Below are 17,933 nucleotides of genomic sequence, written 5' to 3'. Positions count from 1 at the left end.
ATTGATAAATATTAATGTTCTTCAGATGCCATCGACAGATAAACAATCGTCAGAACCATGAAAATAAAGGCTTGTAACGTAATAATCAGTATGTGGAAAATCGCCCATGGCAGGCTAAGTGCCCATTGTGACCAAAACGGTAAAAGAGCCGCTATAAGAATAAAGATCAATTCGCCAGCATACATATTACCAAACAGTCGCAGACCGAGTGATATAGGTTTAGACAGCAAGCTGACCCCTTCCAAAATTAAGTTAATTGGAATAAACAGTGGATGATTGAAAGGCTGCAATGCCAGCTCCTTCGCAAAACCACCAATTCCTTTCATCTTAACGCTGTAGAACAAAATGAGAACAAAGACACCGAGAGCCATTGACAAGGTAACACTGACATCTGCGGTTGGAACAATACGCAGAGCAGGTAAGCCGAGAGCTTCACCAGCTAAAGGAATCAAATCGATTGGCAGCAAGTCCAATGCGTTCATCAGTAACACCCAGACGAACACAGTCAAAGCCAGAGGGGCTATCACTTTGCTCTTGCCGTGATACATATCACGAACAGTGTTATCAACAAAGCCGATTATCATTTCTACTGCGGTCTGAAATTTCCCCGGAACGCCATCAGTAGCACGAACCGCAACTCTTCTAAACACAAATAGAAATAACATTCCTAATACGATGGAGAAAAAAAGCGAGTCAATGTTCAATGTCCAGAACGTCGCCTCATAACCACTAGCGTTGGGATTGACCAACTCAAAAGTACGTAAGTCCAACTGAAGATGTCTCAGATGGTGACTTATATACTCTGAAGTTGAAACTTCTCCTGATGCAGACATGATGCTTTTTACCCTTTTGTTGTTAAAAACGCTAACCGTTCATTACGGCAGGTGCGATGATCTGCACAATCAGCACCGCTAAATAGGCCACACCAAGTGGTGCAAATGCCGCCTTGAACACCCCTAAAGCGACTATCAGCACAGCTATCGTAATGATAACTTTGACCCCTTCGCTAATCACGAAAAACCATGCAATTCGTACTGGAACACCTTCTTCTTTCACTTTTTGAAAACGGCTAAGCAGCATGAAAGCAGCATTTGGCAACCAACACGCCAACCCACCAGCAAAAGCAGAAGCACCCCACTCTATACTTTTGGTACAAAAAGCTACACTGAGAATAACAAAAGTCATTAACTGCAAAAGTAACAGTTTCAGTGCCGTTCTACCGCTGTAAAGGGATACAGACATGACTTTTGTTTTCTCCCTGAGGTACACCATCACATATCAGGTCTTGCTGAATGTTGTATAAAACTGGCTTTGCTTAAGAGTGTCAAGTGACAAAAACGTGCAAATTATACGGGCAGCCAAAATGAATTCAATCCATAAGTAGCGAAAAAGTGAATAATTATTTAATTTTCTAACTTTGGTGCTAGATTGCTCACAAATACCATTTAATATTCTGCAACTATTATTGGTACGACCTCTATATCAAACGTGATGCATATCACATCAAATAGAATCATTAATTATTTTTACCATTAAAAATGTGATGAAAATCTTTTTATTTTTTTAAAAAAAATCAAACAATTAATATTATACCTATAAAGTTTTATCTGATATATCGATAAAAAACGTTGAATGTTTATTTTGAACACTTTCCCTAAAATTTATTTATAAAAAAAACCGATAGGCTTCGTCAAAAAGGAAAATTATATCAATATAAAAATAAAGTTGATTTTCTGTGACTTATTAGTAAATAAAACCGAAATAATGAAAAGGAATAATTAGTAACGTCCGTAACATTTTATATGTGTTTGGCGTCACTAATTATTTATAATTTTATTGACAAATAGCAAAGTTAGTTTGACTTAAGAATAACGAGATGGCGCTGCTCGCTCAATTCTGGGATCGTCAAAGGGAAAATGCTTTCTAACATGAACCCATCTGGTAACTTAGCGACTTCATCTTCCGATAACGTTCCTTTCAGGGCGTAAAAACGCCCTTCGACGGGTTTGGGAAGATGATGGCACCATGAAAGCATGTCTTCCAAAGAAGCAAATGCGCGGCTGATAACCCCATCAAAGGGAGGTTCAGGAATAAACTCTTCAACCCGGCTCTGCACAGGCTCGATATTAGGTAAATCTAATTCGTGCTGAACTTGACGTAAAAAGCGAACCCGTTTTCCCAAACTATCCAACAGAGTGAAGTGGGAATCAGGCCGTACAATCGCCAGAGGGACTCCCGGTAATCCTGGCCCTGTCCCTACATCAATAAAACGCGTTCCACTAAGCAACGGGTTAACGACGATGCTGTCCATGATATGCCGAACCAGCATCTGCTCTGGATCACGGACAGATGTCAGGTTATAGGCTTTATTCCATTTGTTGAGCATGCCAACGTAATCAATGAGCTTTTGTTTCTGATCCCGTGATAACTCAAAGTCAGTTTGCGCCAGAAGCGATTCTAATTTGTTTAGCAAAATTCGTCTCCTCAGGCGCTGCGACGCAATAAACCTTGTTTTTTCAACCATACCAGCAAAATGGAAATGGCTGCTGGTGTTATGCCTGAAATACGTGATGCCTGGCCAATAGAACTTGGTTTATGGTCATTCAGTTTGGCGATAACTTCATTGGAAAGCCCTGAAACTTGTTGATAATCCAAATCAACCGGTAGTGCTGTATTTTCATTGCGAAGCTGTTTTTCAATTTCTTCGTGCTGACGAGCAATGTAACCTTCGTATTTCACTTGGATTTCAACTTGATCCGCAGCCTGAGGCTCTGCCAGCCCTGGGGCAAAACGTGGCAATGATGTCAGCAATTCATAATTCATTTCCGGGCGGCGCAACAAATCTTCACCATTGGCTTCTTTCGATAATGGTGTTTTTAACATTTTGTTGATATCCACCAAATTATCAGAATGAGGATGTACCCAGATATTACGCAAGCGCTGACGTTCTTGTTCGATCATTTCAACTTTGCGGCTGTAATGTTCCCAACGAAGATCATCAACCAATCCCAACTTACGACCTTGCTCGGTTAAACGAAGGTCTGCATTGTCTTCACGCAGCATCAAACGATATTCCGCTCGGGATGTAAACATGCGGTAAGGTTCTTTCGTTCCCAAAGTACATAGATCATCGACCAGAACACCGATATAAGCCTGATCCCGGCGTGGGAACCAACCTTCTTCATTGTTGGCATAGCGGGCAGCATTGAGGCCGGCCAGTAATCCCTGTGCGGCGGCTTCTTCATATCCGGTGGTGCCATTGATCTGGCCTGCGAAGAACAATCCATGGATATATTTGCTTTCCAACGTCTGTTTTAAATCGCGCGGATCGAAAAAGTCATATTCGATCGCGTAACCAGGACGAATGATACGGGCATTTTCCATGCCTTTCATGGAGTGAACAATCTGCATTTGCACGTCAAATGGCAAACTGGTCGAGATCCCATTTGGGTAGATTTCGTTGCTGGTCAACCCTTCTGGTTCCAAGAAGATCTGATGTGCATTGCGATCTGCAAAACGCATGACCTTGTCTTCAATGGAAGGGCAGTAACGAGGGCCGATCCCTTCGATGATCCCCGCATACATTGGACTGCGATCCAAGTTATTACGGATCACTTCATGCGTTTTTTCATTGGTATGCGTGATGTAACACGGGATCTGGTGCGGATGTTGATCCATGTTGCCCATGAATGAAAATACAGGCGTTGGATTATCACCCAGTTGTTGTTCAAGCTGGCTGAAATCGATGGATCGCGCATCAATACGGGGAGGTGTGCCTGTTTTCAAGCGGGAAACCCGTAAAGGCAGTTCTCGCAGACGATGAGACAATGCGATCGCAGGAGGATCACCTGCACGGCCGCCACTGTAGTTCTCTAAACCGATGTGGATTTTTCCGTCAAGGAAAGTTCCTACTGTGAGAACGACAGATTTTGCTTTAAATTTTAATCCCATACGTGTGACAACGCCTGTAACGGTGTCGTTTTCCACAATGAGATCTTCTACGGATTGTTGGAAGATCATTAGGTTAGGCTGATTTTCCAACGCCGTTCTTACGGCTTGTCGGTAAAGTACTCGATCCGCTTGTGCTCGCGTAGCCCTGACAGCTGGGCCTTTACTGGCGTTGAGTGTTCTGAACTGAATACCGGCCTGATCAGTTGCTTTCGCCATCAGACCACCAAGTGCATCGATCTCTTTTACCAGATGCCCTTTACCGATCCCACCAATGGCTGGATTACATGACATCTGGCCCAAAGTATCAATATTGTGAGTCAGTAGTAAGGTTTGACGCCCCATACGTGCTGCGGCCATTGCAGCTTCAGTGCCGGCATGACCTCCGCCGATAATGATGACGTCAAAGTGCTCTGGATAAAACATGTGCGAACCTTCAATTGTGAGAATGCTTCATATGCATTGGGAAGAGAATTCTACCCAAGTTTCTACTTAAGACAAGTAGGATGAGATCATCGTTAATTAAAAGAAGATCTTTTTATTTAAAGATCTCTTTATTAGATCTTTTATTAGGATCATGATCATCTGTGGATAAGTGGATTTTCCATATAGAGATCATAATGCTGTAAAGGATCATTTGCTGTGAATGATCCGTGATCCAAGTCAGTATAAGCTGGGATCTAAATGCGTAGTTATTCACAGGCGGTAGATTGCATTTAGGTTATTAAATGGATAACTACGGGTTAACCCCTGCTTTTTATATTAGTTATCCACAGTTGATCGTTATATTTTTAATCGGATCAGAGTAACTTTGCCCACTCTTTGCCCCATTCTTCGGCTGGATCTTCTGGAATTTCGTGTTGCTGAATGTCTATTTCCAGTCGATCACCGATCCGTTTTGCTCCGAGATCCACCAGCAAACATTCCAATGATCTTATTGCGCCACAAAATGTGTCATATTCGGAACTGCCTATGCCGACTGACCCAAATGTGACATTACTTAAATCCGGTTTCTGCTGTGTGAGTTCATCTGCCAGAGGCTGGAGATTTTCAGGAAGATCCCCAGCTCCGTGTGTTGAAGTGACCACAAGCCACAGCCCTTTGAGGGGAAGATCATCCAGTGTGGGACCATGAAGCATCTTTGTTGAAAACCCGCTGTCTTCTAAGATCTCAGCCATATGTTCGGCAACGTATTCGGCGCTACCCATTGTGCTGCCGCTGATTAAGGTTATCGTGCTCATCATGATCCTTGCTAAATTAAAGAGCAACTATTGTACGCTGTGAATCTATTGGGATCTACTTGTGGATAATGTGGTTAATTTATTTTCTGCCCTAAGGCTTTATTGTCCTCATTATCGGGTTTTGCAAAGAGATCAATGTCTCCGTTGACTGGATTTCATCAATCGTCTGGATCTTGTTGATAAGTACATCCTGGAGGGCTTCGATGGAGCGGCACATGACCTTAATGAAAATGCTGTAATGTCCTGTGGTGTAGTAAACCTCAACCACTTCATCCAGCATATCGAGTTTTTTCAGGGCCGAGGGATAGTCTTTGGCGCTTTTCAATATGATACCGATAAAACAGCATACGTCGAACCCCAGCTGTTTTGCACTGATATCAACCCGAGTACCTGTAATGATCCCTGACTGTTTCATTTTTTCTACACGAACGTGAATTGTGCCCGGGCTGACGGCAAATTTTTTGGCTAATTCTGCGTAAGGTGTGCGTGCGTTTTCCATTAAAGCGTGAAGTATGTCACGGTCCAAATTATCGATCTGATAAATTTCTGCCATTTTTAATCCCTATTTTTGAATGATATTCATTTTTATAGTGTAAAAATTATCGTTTATAAATAATAAACAATATTTTTATTATTATATATTGAATTTGTACCCTGTTTTGTTGCTTAATCTATAGCAACGGGACACAGGGTCACTAAAAATTTTTGAGAGTAGTATCATGAAAACATCCTTCATTGAAAAACAGCAGCAGATTAGTTTTGTGAAATCATACTTTTCCCGCCTGCTAGAGAAACAACTTGATTTAATCGAAGTTCAAGGACCAATCTTGAGCCGTCTTGGAGATGGTACTCAGGATAACTTGTCTGGGCATGAAAAAGCCGTTCAGGTAAAAGTGAAAACATTGCCAGAAGCAACGTTTGAAGTGGTTCATTCTTTAGCAAAATGGAAACGCAAAACATTAGGCCGCTTTGGTTTTCAAGCTGAACAAGGGTTGTATACCCATATGAAGGCTCTGCGTCCTGATGAAGATCGCTTGACTCCTATTCACTCTATCTTTGTTGATCAGTGGGATTGGGAGAAAACGATGGGTGAAGGTCAGCGTTCACTCGACTATTTAAAACAGACAGTAGGTAAAATCTACGAAGCAATAAAAGAAACACAACAAGCGGTAAGTAAGGAGTTTGGTCTGGCACCGTTCCTGCCAGATCAAATTCACTTCATCCACAGTGAAGAGCTTCTGAAACGTTACCCTGATCTGGATGCTAAAGGTCGTGAACGTGAGGCTGCCAAGGAATTTGGGGCGATTTTCTTGATGGGAATCGGCGGTAAATTGTCTGATGGCCAATCACATGATGTTCGCGCACCTGATTATGACGATTGGACGACTCCAAACAGTGATGGTTACCTTGGCCTGAACGGTGACATTATTGTCTGGAACCCTGTTTTACAGGATGCTTTTGAAATTTCTTCAATGGGTATCCGTGTTGATGCAGAAGCTCTGCAACGTCAGCTTGAACTGACAAGCGATGAAGAGCGCCTGCAATACGACTGGCATCAGGCGTTGATTAAAGGTGAAATGCCACAGTCCATCGGTGGCGGTATCGGGCAGTCTCGCTTGGTTATGTTGATGCTACAAATGGCTCATATCGGTCAGGTTCAGTGCGGTGTGTGGTCACCAGAAGTTATCGAATCAATTGAAGGTGTGCTTTAAGATTTAATCCGCCACTTTCTCTGCAAGCGGCTTGTAAACTCGGTATCAAAATGCCAGATATGATCGAATATCCGCATGATACCGGGTTTTCCATAACGGGAAAGGGAAACTGCATGGAAGCGGTGTTGTTGATGCTGTTGCAGATTTTTTATCTGATGGATTAGAGAGCCAGGCAAACGCTGGGCAATAAAATCTGAAATAACAACAGCATCAGCATCTTTCCAAATATTTTCTTTCATTTTTTCAATTGTTGCACTTAAACAAGATGCTATATCGGTTCCACCTCTGAATGTTTGCCCCAAAAAATGTACTGCCTGAGTGAGTCCATTGGGGGAAGTTAAGTCATAGTGGATCTGCTCTGTTGAGAACAGCATTATGTGGCAGTGGCGATTGTCCTCTAAAGCAATACGCATCAAAGCCAGACAAAATGCCTTCGCACATCGTTCATTAAACCCTCCCATTGAGCCTGATGTATCAACACAAACAATAAAAGGCCCGCGAGGTTGCTCCGCATCGTGATGATGAGTTACGGGTTTGAATGCGGTTTTTGATTGCCAGCTATCCCCTTGCAGGCGATAAGACAGTAATTTTTTCTCTGCCAGCCGCCGATAAAATTCGTATTCCAGTCCTTCAATGCCCAGCATGGCTATCTCATTGGGCAGCAGCCTTAAAATGTCATCACCTTGCCGAATCCCACTGACCTGTTCTGGTACGGTATCAGGTATTTTCTCGATCTGAGTAAACGGCTCAAGGACATGGCTTGTTTCGGGAATTGATTTAGCTGTCTGGCTGCGGCCAAGCAGTTGTGCCATTTTTTCCAGTTCAGGCTGCTGCCTGAGAACGTCAGCATAGAGGGAGAAAAGTTGTAAATTGCGTGAATTCAGGTGAAGCTGGCTTTTACTCATATCCCACAACCGGCCTGCTGCGCGATCATTGTGATCAAAGATAGGATCAAGTTTATCGCTGAGGGTTATTCGTTTCTGGATCTCTGCCAATAATTGTTCTTTTTCTTGATCTAATAACGTTTTGTTAAATGTGGTTACTTGCAGGATCAAACTGATGCGCCAGCGTTTAAGAAACAGTATTTGGCCTGAATGGCTATGCTCAGAGGTGGTTTTTAATAGCTTGCTGGCTTCATTGGCAAAAGGTGAGTCTAATTGCAGAAGTTTTTCTATGGTAATTGGCAGTTCTTGATAAAAATCTGCTGTATTGATTGCCTGCGCATTTTGATATAGCTGAAATTCTTCAGCCAATGGAGGAGGTATGAGCGTTTCTTTTATTCTTTGCTGCAATATTTGCCGCCATGAAGGGAGATCTTTCAGTAACGCTTGTTTCAGCCGTGGGTGTTTTTCAAAAAAAATAGCCAATTGAGGAGTACTCAACAACGTAAAAATGATCTCCTCGATCAGCTCGCTTTCGTTAATGGAGAGCAGGAGATCGAGCGTTGTCAGTGTTAACATATTACCCTCCGATTTTCGACTTTAAGTGTTCCAATTTTTCGGCTAATTGAAAGAAACTTTGCTCAATATCGGCAATCCAATATTCTTCAATAAATAAACAAGGCTGATGCTGGCTAAACAATAGGTGTTGATGCTGAATTTCATCACGGATGGATACCAATTTTTCATTCCATTCGGAATTGTTTTGTGTAGTTGTTTTTTTCGCTGAACTTATCGATTTCTGCCCTGTTTGGCAAAGGATCGCGCTATTGCGGCTGGCATCCAGAACTTCAATCTGATGCTTTTCGTTGATTTCCATCATGATGGTTTGTGGGAAACCAATACCATTTAAACGAACAGGTAATTCTCCAGTATTATTCTTTAATGCATTTTCCAGAGATATTTTGTCTATTTCTATGAAGTTAACGTCGATATTGTGCAGATGTAATGGAGGGTGCAAAAATAGTGTCAGCTTTTCATCTTTGATTTCTTCGGGGAGTGAATAGGCGCTTTTACGGCCAAAGAGGGATTTTTGGATGATTAACAGCAAGGGGCAATGATCATTTTCGCTTTGGCTGGATTGAACCCAGTGTTGATACAGCTTATCCATTTTCTGGATCAGGAAATTTTGTTGATAGGCTTGCTCGGTCACTAAAGTATGCAGGAATTGTGGCAGCAATTTTAAGGTGTTCAAGTCGTGCCACAAGCAATCTTTTAATAACACCATATCTAACGCTGATATCTCGTTTCTGCCACTGAACAGGGCGCTGGCCTGCAATAAGCGGATGGATTTTTTCCAGCGTCTGTCTGAAACATCAGCCATATTCCCAGTTGCATTTACTTGCTGGCGTAGTTGATAAATCAACTCGAAGATAGGATCGGGCAGGGATACATGGCTGATCTTGTCTTGCCATTGATGGAACTCGTCATCAGTGATCTGAATGTAGGCTGGTACGGGGTTGTTATTTTCATTGCTCCGATCAGTCAGTAATGCCCGGAAATTTTTCTTTTCCTGTATCTTGTCCAACCAGATCCTGATCAACATGCGATCGTAGAGTGCTTCCAACCCGCTGTCTGTATCGGGAAGTTCATTGGATGCAGTAACGAGTAAACGCATTGGCAGGTGCTCTTCTTGATTACCATTTCTGAATTTCTTTTCATTAATCGCTGTGAGTAAGGTATTCAGGATGGCGGGTCCTGCTTTCCAGATTTCATCCAGAAAAACAATTTCGGCGGCAGGTAAATAGCCTTCAGTCAGGCGTTGATAACGCCCTTCATCTTTGAGCGCTTGAATCGAGAGGGGGCCAAAGATCTCTTCGGGGGTAGAAAAACGGGTCATCAGATATTCAAAAGCGTGTGCATTTTGAAATGCGAATTTGAGCCGACGCGCAATAAGGCTTTTGGCTATCCCCGGTGGGCCAAGGAGAAAAACACTTTCCCCACATAACGCTGCCAGTAGGCAGAGGCGAATGGCTTGTCGCCTCTCATATAGGCCACTTTCCAGATACTGACTTAGTTGGGCTATTTTCTCGACTAATCGCATATCGTGAACACCACAGTTTGCACAATCAATTCCATTTTATTTATAGAGAAAATGCAATCTATGCAAAGGTTTTGTGGTGAATTATGAGACTCATTTAGGTTAAAAAAACCGATTCATCTTAACTTGTTAAATAAATTAATATTTTTTGATTAAATTATATTTTTTATAAAAGTTTCATAATGATCACATTTTTATATGAATCATGTTGTCTTTGATACTGGGCTTTATATGATTCCTTCTCAGCGAAACGTTTCGCTAAGGAGCAATAAAAATGAAAAAAGGTGTTTTATTACATTCTGGTATTTCAGCTGTTATTTCTCATTTAGGGCATACAGATCAAATAGCGCTTAGCGATGCGGGATTACCTATCCCATCCTCTACCCAACGAATTGATTTAGCGCTAACCCAAGGAACGCCTGATTTGTTATCTGTGTTTGATGTTGTTGTTCAGGAACTACAAGTAGAGGCGATCATATTGGCCACTGAAATTATTGAACATAATCCTCAAATACGTGAGCAAATCATCAAGCGTATTGCTGATCTCGAAACACAGCAGGGGAATGTGATTACAGTCAAGTATGTGAGTCATAACATTCTGAAAGAGAAAACAAAGGAGAGCAAAGCCGTCATCCGGACGGGGGAATGTACTCCCTACGCCAATATCCTTCTTTATTCTGGTGTAACTTTCTGAGGTGACTATGGAGCCATTACTGGAGTTAAAGGGGATTAGTAAGTCCTTCCCCGGAGTAAAAGCCCTGTCAGGGGCTGCATTGAGTGTTTACCCTGGAAAAGCGATGGCGTTAGTCGGTGAGAATGGCGCGGGTAAGTCCACGATGATGAAAATCTTGACCGGCATCTATACAAAAGATACCGGCACGATCCGTTATCTTGGGCAAGAAGTCGCCTTCTCTGGTCCCAAAGCATCCCAAGAAGCCGGTATTGGCATTATCCATCAAGAATTGAATCTTATCCCTCAGTTGACGATTGCTGAAAATATTTTTTTAGGACGGGAATTTGCCAATAAACTGGGCATGATCAATTGGAAAAAAATGTATGAGGAAGCCGACAAGCTGCTGAAGCGTTTAAATATCAGTTACAGCAGCCATCGGTTTGTTTCTGAGTTATCCATTGGTGATCAGCAAATGGTGGAGATAGCTAAGGTACTGAGCTTCCAATCCAAAGTCATTATCATGGATGAGCCAACGGATGCCTTGACTGATACGGAAACCGAATCCCTTTTTCATGTCATACGAGAGCTGAAAGCTCAAGGGTGTGGCATTGTCTATATTTCTCACCGTCTGAAGGAAATCTTTGAAATCTGCGATGATGTGACCGTATTTCGTGATGGGCAGTTTATCGCTGAACAACCTGTCCATTCTCTTGAAGAAGATCGTTTGATCGAAATGATGGTAGGCCGCAAGTTGGAGGATCAGTACACGCGCTTGGATCTCCCCAGAGGAGAAAAGAGGCTGGAAGTGGAAAATCTTTCAGGGCCAGGGATCAATAATGTCAGTTTTTCCCTCTTTGGCGGGGAAATTCTGGGGATCTCAGGTTTGATGGGCGCTGGGCGTACTGAATTGATGAAAATGATTTATGGCGCTTTGCCGAAAACAGCAGGCAATATCTTGTTGGACGGGAACCATCTGAAGGTTCGCAACCCACAGGAGGGGCTGATCAATGGCATTGTCTATATTTCGGAAGACCGTAAGCGTGACGGATTGGTTTTGGGCATGTCAGTTAAAGAGAATATGTCCCTCACCGCATTACGCTATTTCAGCCAACATACCTGTTTCTTGAATCACTCAGAGGAACAAAAAGCCGTTACTGATTTTATCAATCTATTCAATATAAAAACTCCCTCAATGGATCAAACAATAGGACTGCTTTCCGGTGGTAATCAGCAGAAAGTTGCGATTGCCCGTGGCTTGATGACTCGGCCGAAGGTCTTGATTCTTGATGAGCCGACCAGAGGCGTGGATGTCGGAGCGAAAAAGGAAATTTATCAACTGATCAATCAGTTCAAAAAAGAAGGTCTGAGCATTATTTTGGTTTCTTCGGAGATGCCGGAAATCATGGGAATGAGTGATCGTATTCTGGTTATGCATGAAGGGAGCATCAGTGGGGAATTCAGTGCAGACAGTGTTTCTCAGGAAGCGTTGATGTCGGCTGCTGTTGGCAAGCAATTTATCAACGCACCCCCTGCCAGATAACAAAATAGGGTGAAGTTTGAAGATAATGGTCGAGGATAATAGATATGAATTCTAATACAGAGCTAGCCTCCCGGCGTTGGTTCACGAAAGCATGGTTTCTGGAACAGAAATCACTGATTGCACTTTTATTATTAATTGTTGTGGTTTCTGCCCTGAGCCCCAACTTTTTCACATTGAATAACCTGTTTAATATCCTTCAGCAAACTTCTGTTAATGCCATCATGGCAGTAGGCATGACGTTAGTCATTCTGACATCGGGGATTGATCTCTCCGTGGGTTCCTTGCTGGCCTTGACGGGAGCAGTGGCTGCATCAATGGTGAGTGCGGATATTAATGCACTGGTCGCTGTTGCGGGAGCGCTCGCACTGGGAGCGGCCATTGGAGCCTGTAGTGGCGTAATTGTCGCAAAAGGCAAGGTACAGGCATTTATTGCGACGTTGGTGATGATGCTACTGCTGCGCGGCGTGACTCGTGTTTATACGGATGGCAGCCCAATTAATACAGGATTCAGTGATAACGCTGATTTATTTGGTTGGTTCGGCATTGGCCGTCTATTGGGAATACCCGCCCCCGTGTGGATTATGCTGCTGGTTTTTATTTTGGCTTGGTTCATGCTGCATCACACTCGTTTAGGACGTTATATCTACGCGCTAGGTGGAAATGAATCTGCAACGCGCTTATCGGGTATCAGTGTCGATAAAATAAAGATCATCGTTTATTCCCTATGTGGCCTATTGGCAGCGCTGGCCAGCATTATAGAAGTTGCTCGATTATCTTCTGCTCAACCCATGGCAGGAAGCGGCTACGAATTAGATGCCATCGCTGCGGTTGTACTGGGAGGAACCAGTTTGGCTGGAGGGAAAGGTCGTATTGTTGGCACGCTGATTGGTGCGCTGATTTTAGGCTTTTTGAATAATGGATTGAACCTATTAGGTATTTCTTCCAACTACCAAATGATCGTCAAGGCAGCTGTCATTTTGCTGGCGGTTTTGGTTGATAACAAAAGCAGTAAATAATCTTACCCTACAGGAAAAACAATATGAAAATGAAGAAGCTGGTAACTCTTTTATCTGCCATGGCCTTGAGTGCAACAGTAAGTGCCAATGCATTGGCGAAAGAGAGTATAGCGTTGGTTATTTCCACCTTGAATAACCCTTTCTTTGTCGCAATGAAAGATAGCGCCCAGAAAGAGGCTGATAAGCTGGGCTACAACCTGATTGTGCTCGATTCTCAGGATAATCCGGCCAAGGAGTTGGCTAACGTACAGGATTTAACTGTTCGTGGAACGAAGTTAATGCTGATTAACCCTACAGACTCTGATGCTGTGGGCAATGCGGTCATCATGGCGAACAAGGCCAATATTCCTGTTATTACACTCGATCGTATGGCTAACAAAGGTCAGGTGGTCAGCCATGTCGCTTCTGACAACGTGTCAGGCGCTAAAATGGCGGGGGATTTCATTGCTGAGAAACTAGGTAATGAAGCCAAAGTCATCCAGTTGGAAGGCATTTCAGGAACTTCTGCTGCACGTGAGCGTGGGAAAGGTTTCGCTCAATCAGTAAAAAATCACAAATTTAATCTATTAGCCAGCCAGCCTGCTGATTTTGACCGAACAAAAGGGCTGAATGTGATGCAAAACCTTTTGACCGCTTACCCAGAAGTGCAAGCTGTGTTTGCCCAGAATGATGAAATGGCTCTGGGTGCATTACGTGCACTACAAACGGCGGCTAGAAAGGATATATTAATTGTTGGTTTTGATGGCACAAAAGATGGTCTTAAGGCCGTACAGAGCGGCAAATTAAGCGCCACAGTTGCACAACGCCCAGACCAGATTGGGATTATTGGTGTACAAACCGCAGATAAAGTACTTAAAGGTGAACAAGTTGGCGCTACCATTCCGGTTGAGTTGGAGTTAGTTTTCAAAAAGTAAGCACTTGGCATTATCAGTAACCATCAATTTTGGTGGTTACTCCAATTATTGAATGGGAAATGTTGAACAGGATGTGTTGAGCAGGAATAAATTAATGAATATAGCGAAACTTGTTGTGATGGGTAGCATTAATGTGGATCACATTTTGAACATTGAATCTTTTCCTCAGCCGGGAGAAACCGTAAAAGGGAGACAGTATCAGGTTGCTTTTGGAGGAAAGGGCGCTAATCAGGCTGTGGCTGCTGGTCGTTGCGGTGCTGACATTACATTTATTGCCTGTGTGGGTCAGGATGATATTGGCGAGCGTGTTCTCCAGCAGTTGGTGAAAGACAATATTAATACTTCATCAATTGAATGTATCGAAGGGGAAACTACGGGAGTGGCCCTGATTTTTGTCAACCAGCAAGGGGAAAATGTCATTGCCATTAACGCCGGGGCAAATGGCGCTCTGACACCTGACTATTTCTGCCGTTATAAGCATATGGTCAAAGAGGCAGGCGCTCTATTGCTACAGTTGGAAACGCCATTGGAAACGGTGCAACTTGCTGCTGAAACGGCGAAGAAATATCATACCAAAGTTATTTTGAACCCCGCTCCTGCCCAAAAAGTATCAGATCAGTTACTTTCTCTGGTTGATATCATTACGCCGAATGAAACCGAAGCAGAATACCTGACAGGCATTGCCGTAAATGATGATGCGGGTGCGAATCAGGCGGCTCTGGCCTTGCATGATAAAGGTATAGAAACAGTCATCATTACTTTGGGAAGCCGGGGCGTATGGTTAAGTGAGAAAGGTAAAGAAGGCAAAATTGTCCCCGGATTTAAAGTGAAAGCGATTGATACAATTGCGGCTGGGGATACGTTCAACGGTGCTTTGGTTACGGGGATGCTGGAAGGAAAAGGTATGTTGTCGGCGATCCGCTTTGCTCATGCTGCGGCTGCAATTGCCGTGACACGCCAAGGAGCACAGCCCTCAGTACCGTGGCGACATGAAATTGATGCATTTCTATCTGAACAGGACTGATTGTGGCTACCATGAAGGACGTTGCCCGTCTTGCGGGCGTATCGACATCAACGGTTTCTCATGTGATAAATGAGAACCGCTATGTCAGTGACGGTGTAAAAAAGAAAGTCAATGCGGCGATCGACGAACTGAATTACGCTCCCTCAGCTTTGGCGCGAAGTTTGAAAATTAAGCAAACAAAAACGATTGGAATGCTGGTGACGGCCAGTGACAACTCGTTTTATTCTGAAGTCGTCAGAGGAGTGGAACGCAGCTGTTACGAGCGGGGATACAGTTTAATTCTGTGTAATACAGAAGGTAGTGTGTCTCGCATGATTCGCAGTATGGAAACATTACTGCAAAGGCGCGTTGATGGCCTGCTGATTATGTGTTCTGAAACTCATCGGTTATCCGACGACGTTTTTCGCCGCTATCCCTCGGTACCGATGGTCATCATGGATTGGTCGCCGTTCGAATCCAGCAACGACATTATTAAGGATAATTCCCTGCAAGGTGGAGAAATGGCTACCAATTATCTTATTGAGCGGGGATTTCGCAAAATTGCATGTATTACTGGCCCGAAGGATAAGACGCTAGCTAGCTTGCGCTTGGCTGGGTATCGAAAAGCAATGCAAAATGCGGGATTGGAAATTCCTGCTGGATATGAAATCTACAGCGATTTTGAATTTGCGGGTGGATTATCATCAATGCAGCAATTGCTCCAATTGCCTGAACCGCCTGAAGCATTATTTGCGGGCAATGACGCTATGGCGATAGGCGCTTACCAAGCTTTGTATCAGGCAGGGCTTTCTGTTCCGGATGATATTTCTATTATTGGATATGATGATATTGCAATTACCTCCTACTTGATCCCTCCCTTGACAACTGTCCACCAACCCAAGGATGAATTAGGCAAACTGGCGATTGATAGTCTGCTCTATAGAATGGATAACCCGGAAAGCGAGCCTAAGGAACTGGTTTTGACACCAAAACTGATTGAACGCAGTTCCGTTGCCAGGCGCTAATGGGTTTCATTTCTTAATTAAGTGATTGCCATCTCCTTTATTAAGTAACAGGAATACTGTAGAGGAAATCAGGGTAATAACTCCCATCGTAATCAACGTATAGTGGAAATGGCTCACGGTTGAGCCATACTCCATCGATTCATAAAACCGAAGCACAGCGGCGCTGACCGTTACGCCAAAACTGATAGATAATTGTTGAGTCACCGCTAGCAGGCTATTGCCGGCACTTGCATTATTGTCATTCAAATCACCAAGTGTAATCGTATTCATTGCAGTGAATTGCGTAGACATGGCCATTCCCAGTATAAACAGGGGAATTATCAAAAATGCGATGGGGAATCCCGGGGTCTGCAGTGAAAACTGAGAAATCATCACCCCTATAACCACGGTGACCCAAATAAGTGTATTTCGATATCCAAATCGACTGAGGAGCTTGGGAATAAAAGGCTTAGCGAAAATTGAGCCAATTGCGTTGGGCGCCATCATTATTCCCGCTATCACGGCTGAGTATCCAAACCCTACTTGCAGCATTAAAGGAAGAATAAATGAAAGGGAGCCTGTACCCAGACGGGTAGCTATGTTGCCTGCAATACCGACTGAAAATGTGTGAGTTCGGAATAACCGGAGATCAATAAGTGGGTTCTTGTGCTTCTTCGCATGGAATATATACCCTATTAATATAGTCATGCCGCCGGCCAGCAGAGCCAGAGGGATATATCCAGCAAGGGTGTCATCACCAAATAAATCAAAGCTAACTGAAATCATGACTAATCCCAAGCCAAATAATAGGAATCCCAGAAAATCAAAAGGGCTTTTTGGCATCGTTAAATTGGGCATATTTTTTCTGGCATAAATAATGCCCAATAAACCGATGGGAATATTAATAATGAAAATCCAGTGCCATGTAGCATAGCTGACCAACAACCCACCCAGCATTGGCCCTAAAATTGGCCCTAATAACCCGGGCATGGTGACAAAACTCAAAATTGGCAGCAATTCACTGCGCGGATACGTTCGCAGTAATGCCAAACGCGCCACAGGCATCATCATTGCCCCACCGACTCCTTGAATCACTCGGGATATGACCAAAAAAGTAATATTGTGGGAAAGCGCGCAAGCGAGCGAACCTAAAGAAAAGAGGAAAACGGCATAAATGAAAACTCGGCGGGTGCCGAACCTGTCAGCTAACCAACCGCTGACGGGAATTAACATTGCTACAGTTAATGTATAACTGACAATCGCTGGCTGCATTGCCAGTGGAGAATGATTAAGGCTCTTAGCAATTGCCGGTAGAGCAGTGTTGAGAATTGTGGCATCTAAAGATTGCATAAAAAAAGCTATAGCCGCAATCCACGGTAGTCCCGACATACTGCGTGCGGATTTAATCATTAGATATCCCGTCTTTTCAGTGGATGATATTTAGTTACTAAATTACTTAGTACATTGTTCAGCTCATTGGTGTGTACATAGTATTTTAATACACTAGTCGATGATTGGTGATTCGTGGCCTTTGGCATTTATCATCATATTGCTGGAATAAATTTTTCAGGGCAGTGATGGTATACAGGCTAGAACAGATTAAGAAAAGAGCTAACAAAGGGATTTATTAAGTGCTTGCTTCTTTGTCGCTGTTTTTTTTTAACTGCACAAATGCCATTTCTGATTTATTTAATTCGTTATCTTACTGCATGGATTCAATGTTTGTTGCTTATAACACCAATTTTTGATCGAAAAAGAATCTTAAATGCCGGTTTTGTTGAAAAAAAACACGAACGGAAAAAAAATCGAAAAAAACTATTGTCACATCCGTAAAACTCCCTATAATGCGCCACCACTGACCGACGCTGAGCTGAAGCAAGCCGCCGAGGGCAGTCGGAGAAAA

16 protein-coding genes are annotated in these 17,933 nt (G+C 43.3%); 7 read left to right on the top strand and 9 right to left on the bottom strand.

From position 1 onward, the window contains the following. Positions 1–11: 11 nt before the first annotated feature. From atpB to asnC, 6 genes are all read right to left on the bottom strand, one after another. On the bottom strand, positions 12–833 hold the full coding sequence (atpB, locus tag BM100_RS15225; protein ID WP_092512449.1) for a F0F1 ATP synthase subunit A: 822 nt from the start codon (positions 831–833) through the stop codon (positions 12–14). Positions 834–864: 31 nt separating this feature from the next. Next, positions 865–1,242: a F0F1 ATP synthase subunit I gene (atpI, locus tag BM100_RS15220; RefSeq protein WP_092512447.1), complete on the bottom strand. Its 378-nt coding sequence runs from the start codon at positions 1,240–1,242 to the stop codon at positions 865–867. Positions 1,243–1,852: 610 nt separating this feature from the next. Further along, positions 1,853–2,473 carry a 16S rRNA (guanine(527)-N(7))-methyltransferase RsmG gene (gene rsmG, locus BM100_RS15215; protein ID WP_092512445.1) on the bottom strand — a complete coding sequence of 207 codons (621 nt, stop codon included), beginning with the start codon at positions 2,471–2,473 and terminating at the stop codon, positions 1,853–1,855. Positions 2,474–2,484: 11 nt separating this feature from the next. Beyond that, on the bottom strand, positions 2,485–4,374 hold the full coding sequence (gene mnmG / locus BM100_RS15210; protein WP_092512443.1) for a tRNA uridine-5-carboxymethylaminomethyl(34) synthesis enzyme MnmG: 1,890 nt from the start codon (positions 4,372–4,374) through the stop codon (positions 2,485–2,487). Positions 4,375–4,748: 374 nt separating this feature from the next. Continuing rightward, positions 4,749–5,189 (bottom strand): FMN-binding protein MioC, encoded by a 441-nt coding sequence (mioC, locus tag BM100_RS15205; RefSeq protein WP_092512441.1) that lies wholly within the window; start codon positions 5,187–5,189, stop codon positions 4,749–4,751. Positions 5,190–5,280: 91 nt separating this feature from the next. Then, positions 5,281–5,742, bottom strand: coding sequence for a transcriptional regulator AsnC (gene asnC, locus BM100_RS15200; protein ID WP_092512439.1), 462 nt, complete (start codon positions 5,740–5,742; stop codon positions 5,281–5,283). 166 nt (positions 5,743–5,908) lie between these two features. On the opposite strand from asnC, the gene asnA reads away from it, so the two are divergent. Next, positions 5,909–6,901 (top strand): aspartate--ammonia ligase, encoded by a 993-nt coding sequence (gene asnA / locus BM100_RS15195; protein WP_092512437.1) that lies wholly within the window; start codon positions 5,909–5,911, stop codon positions 6,899–6,901. On the opposite strand, the gene viaA is transcribed toward asnA, so the two are convergent. After that, positions 6,898–8,361, bottom strand: coding sequence for an ATPase RavA stimulator ViaA (viaA, locus tag BM100_RS15190; RefSeq protein WP_092512435.1), 1,464 nt, complete (start codon positions 8,359–8,361; stop codon positions 6,898–6,900). The two genes, asnA and viaA, sit on opposite strands and share 4 nt — an antisense overlap. A gap of 1 nt (position 8,362) precedes the next feature. Continuing rightward, positions 8,363–9,883, bottom strand: a complete 1,521-nt coding sequence (gene ravA, locus BM100_RS15185) for an ATPase RavA (RefSeq protein WP_092512433.1) — start codon at positions 9,881–9,883, stop codon at positions 8,363–8,365. A gap of 271 nt (positions 9,884–10,154) precedes the next feature. On the opposite strand from ravA, the gene rbsD reads away from it, so the two are divergent. From rbsD to rbsR, 6 genes are all read left to right on the top strand, one after another. Next, positions 10,155–10,574: a D-ribose pyranase gene (rbsD, locus tag BM100_RS15180; RefSeq protein ID WP_092512431.1), complete on the top strand. Its 420-nt coding sequence runs from the start codon at positions 10,155–10,157 to the stop codon at positions 10,572–10,574. A gap of 7 nt (positions 10,575–10,581) precedes the next feature. Continuing rightward, positions 10,582–12,093, top strand: coding sequence for a ribose ABC transporter ATP-binding protein RbsA (gene rbsA, locus BM100_RS15175; protein WP_092512429.1), 1,512 nt, complete (start codon positions 10,582–10,584; stop codon positions 12,091–12,093). A gap of 44 nt (positions 12,094–12,137) precedes the next feature. Continuing rightward, positions 12,138–13,109: a ribose ABC transporter permease gene (rbsC, locus tag BM100_RS15170; protein WP_092512427.1), complete on the top strand. Its 972-nt coding sequence runs from the start codon at positions 12,138–12,140 to the stop codon at positions 13,107–13,109. A 23-nt stretch (positions 13,110–13,132) separates the two neighbouring features. Beyond that, positions 13,133–14,023, top strand: a complete 891-nt coding sequence (gene rbsB, locus BM100_RS15165; protein ID WP_092512425.1) for a ribose ABC transporter substrate-binding protein RbsB — start codon at positions 13,133–13,135, stop codon at positions 14,021–14,023. Positions 14,024–14,117: 94 nt separating this feature from the next. Then, positions 14,118–15,047: a ribokinase gene (gene rbsK, locus BM100_RS15160; RefSeq protein WP_092512423.1), complete on the top strand. Its 930-nt coding sequence runs from the start codon at positions 14,118–14,120 to the stop codon at positions 15,045–15,047. A gap of 2 nt (positions 15,048–15,049) precedes the next feature. Continuing rightward, positions 15,050–16,051: a ribose operon transcriptional repressor RbsR gene (gene rbsR / locus BM100_RS15155; protein ID WP_092512421.1), complete on the top strand. Its 1,002-nt coding sequence runs from the start codon at positions 15,050–15,052 to the stop codon at positions 16,049–16,051. A gap of 6 nt (positions 16,052–16,057) precedes the next feature. On the opposite strand, the gene mdtD is transcribed toward rbsR, so the two are convergent. Beyond that, positions 16,058–17,440 (bottom strand): multidrug transporter subunit MdtD, encoded by a 1,383-nt coding sequence (gene mdtD, locus BM100_RS15150; RefSeq protein WP_092512419.1) that lies wholly within the window; start codon positions 17,438–17,440, stop codon positions 16,058–16,060. Positions 17,441–17,933 lie beyond the last annotated feature (493 nt).

This window comes from Xenorhabdus mauleonii, from assembly GCF_900113945.1.
Taxonomy (GTDB): domain Bacteria; phylum Pseudomonadota; class Gammaproteobacteria; order Enterobacterales; family Enterobacteriaceae; genus Xenorhabdus; species Xenorhabdus mauleonii.
The sequence above is the reverse complement of the archived record's forward strand: the minus strand, read 5'-3'. Positions and strand labels throughout refer to the sequence as shown.